The organism is Asaia sp. SF2.1 (assembly GCF_000505765.1).
Taxonomy (GTDB): Bacteria; Pseudomonadota; Alphaproteobacteria; order Acetobacterales; family Acetobacteraceae; genus Asaia; species Asaia bogorensis.
This window is the reverse complement of the sequence record NZ_AYXS01000011.1, coordinates 28,718-30,768: the sequence shown is the minus strand read 5'-3', so window position 1 is coordinate 30,768 and position 2,051 is coordinate 28,718. Positions and strand designations below refer to the sequence as shown.

The window sequence follows — 2,051 nt, the reverse complement described above, 5'->3', positions numbered from 1 at the left end:
CCCCGCCAATCACTTCTGGCCGGTGCAGACAGGCCGGTTGCTCAAAAATGCGTGGTCCGTGATCGACCCCGCCCCCCTTCGGGTCGTAGGCACCATAAATCACCCGTCCAAGGCGAAAATGCGTCATGGCGCTTGCACACATGGGGCAGGGCTCCAGCGTCACGACCAGGGTGCACGAGGCGAGCGACCGCGACCCGAGCACCCGCGCCGCTTCCCTCATTGCGAGAATTTCCGCGTGGGCACTGGGGTCGACCCTTTGTTCAACCTCATTCGAGGCACAGGCCAGAACCTGTCCATCTGCCCCAAGTACGATCGCACCCACAGGCACCTCCCCCCGCAAGGCCGCTTCGCGGGCGGCCTCGAGAGCACAGCTCATGGCCTCGGACGGGTCCAGACACGGCGGGGCGATGCCATTGTCACGCCTGTCAGGGGGGGCGCTTTTATCCCCCGTCCGGGTGAGAGAGGAGGGATGATGACTGTTCTTCTGCCTCATGCCGGATGACCCCCCTCCCATCGTTCGTCGTGCTATCCTGCACGCCTGCCTTCTGTTTGTCGGAAAACCCTGCTTACATCCACCTCATGACACGCGCGCCCCTCATCGGCCTCACCCTCGATATCGAGCCGGGTGGCCCACAGGATTTTTCCCGCTGGCCCTATCACGCCCTGCGGCAACACTATTTCGATGCCATCCGCAACGCAGGCGGCCTGCCGGTTGGGCTGCCCCATGAGCCTGATCTGGCGCAGGCCTATATGGAGCGTCTGGACGGGCTGGTTGTCACCGGGGGCGCGTTCGACCCTGACCCTGCACTTTACGGTGAAGCCCCGCACCCGCAGACAACCCTCAAACCGGGACGCACGGACGCCGAACTGGCCTATATTGCAGCCGCCCGCCGTCTTACCCTGCCGGTACTCGGCATCTGCGGCGGCATGCAGCTGATGGCCATTGCCTGGGGTGGGACACTGCACCAGCATCTTCCCGATCATGCGCCGGGGCCTATTGCCCATGAACAGCCGAACCCGCGCGACGAAGCCGGTCACGATGTGATCCTCGTTCCCGGATCGCGTCTGGCCCACTACACCGGATGCACGACCATGCGGGTCAATTCCTCCCATCATCAGGGCGTGCGCGACCCCGGGGGGCTATTGGTAAGTGCCCGTGCCCCTGATGGCCTGATCGAGGCCATCGAAGCCCCCGGTACCGACAACGACACTGGCAACGGAATTTTTTATCTGGGGGTGCAGTGGCATCCGGAATTCGCTATCGATCCGGGTGACGCGCGTCTATTGGCTGGTTTCATCGACGCGGCCCGACACGCGACACCACAGGACAGACGAGCATGACCGAAGAACAGAAGGGCGAACGCATCGCCAAATGGATGGCCCGCGCAGGTGTGGGCAGCCGACGCGACATCGAACGCATGATCGAGGCCGGTCGCATCCGCATGAACGGCTCTTCGGTCGAGCATCCCGCCACCTTCGTACAGGATGGCGACATCATTCAGCTTGATGGCAAGGTGATCGGGGGCAAGGAACACACCCGTGTCTGGCGCTATCACAAGCCGGACGGGCTCATGACCACCCATCGTGACCCGCAGGGACGACCCACCGTGTTCGACTCCCTGCCTGAGGGCATGCCGCGCGTCGTCAGCGTCGGGCGTCTGGACATCAATTCCGAAGGGCTGCTTCTGCTCACCAATGACGGTGAGCTTGCCCGCCGCCTTGAGCTGCCTTCCAATGCCTGGATACGCCGCTATCGTGTGCGCGTGTTCGGCGTTGTGGACGAGCGCAAGCTGGCCGCTCTGGCTCATGGCTCGGAATTCGATGGTGTGCGCTATGGTCCCATTGAAGCCGGTCTGGACTCGCAGAAGGGCGATAACGCCTGGCTGACCGTCAGCCTTCAGGAAGGCAAGAACCGTGAAATCCGGCGCGTCATGATGGGTCTCAACCTGCATGTCAGCCGTCTGATCCGCGTCTCCTATGGCCCCTTCCAGCTTGGCACGCTGCAAAAGCGCGAGATTGAAGAGGTGCAGGGCAAGATCCTGCGCGAGCAG

General features: G+C 63.2%; 3 protein-coding genes. 2 read left to right on the top strand and 1 reads right to left on the bottom strand.

The features are described 5' to 3' along the window. Window positions 1-376, bottom strand: a 376-nt coding sequence (locus tag P792_RS26320; protein WP_023978308.1) for a nucleoside deaminase, incomplete at its 3' end; no start/stop codon positions are given. A 203-nt stretch (window positions 377-579) separates the two neighbouring features. Here P792_RS26320 and P792_RS26315 point away from each other — a divergent pair. Both P792_RS26315 and P792_RS26310 read left to right on the top strand, forming a co-directional pair. Then, entirely contained in the window at window positions 580-1,341 is a 762-nt protein-coding gene (locus P792_RS26315) for a gamma-glutamyl-gamma-aminobutyrate hydrolase family protein (protein WP_023978307.1), read from the top strand. Beyond that, window positions 1,338-2,051: pseudouridine synthase (locus P792_RS26310; protein ID WP_023978306.1), on the top strand; the 714-nt coding region annotated here is incomplete at its 3' end. The genes P792_RS26315 and P792_RS26310, both read left to right, overlap by 4 nt.

Excerpts from the sequence above, each read along its gene's own strand:
- P792_RS26315 (WP_023978307.1), top strand. The coding sequence starts at position 580 with ATGACACGCGCGCCCCTCATCGGCCTCACCCTCGATATCGAGCCGGGT.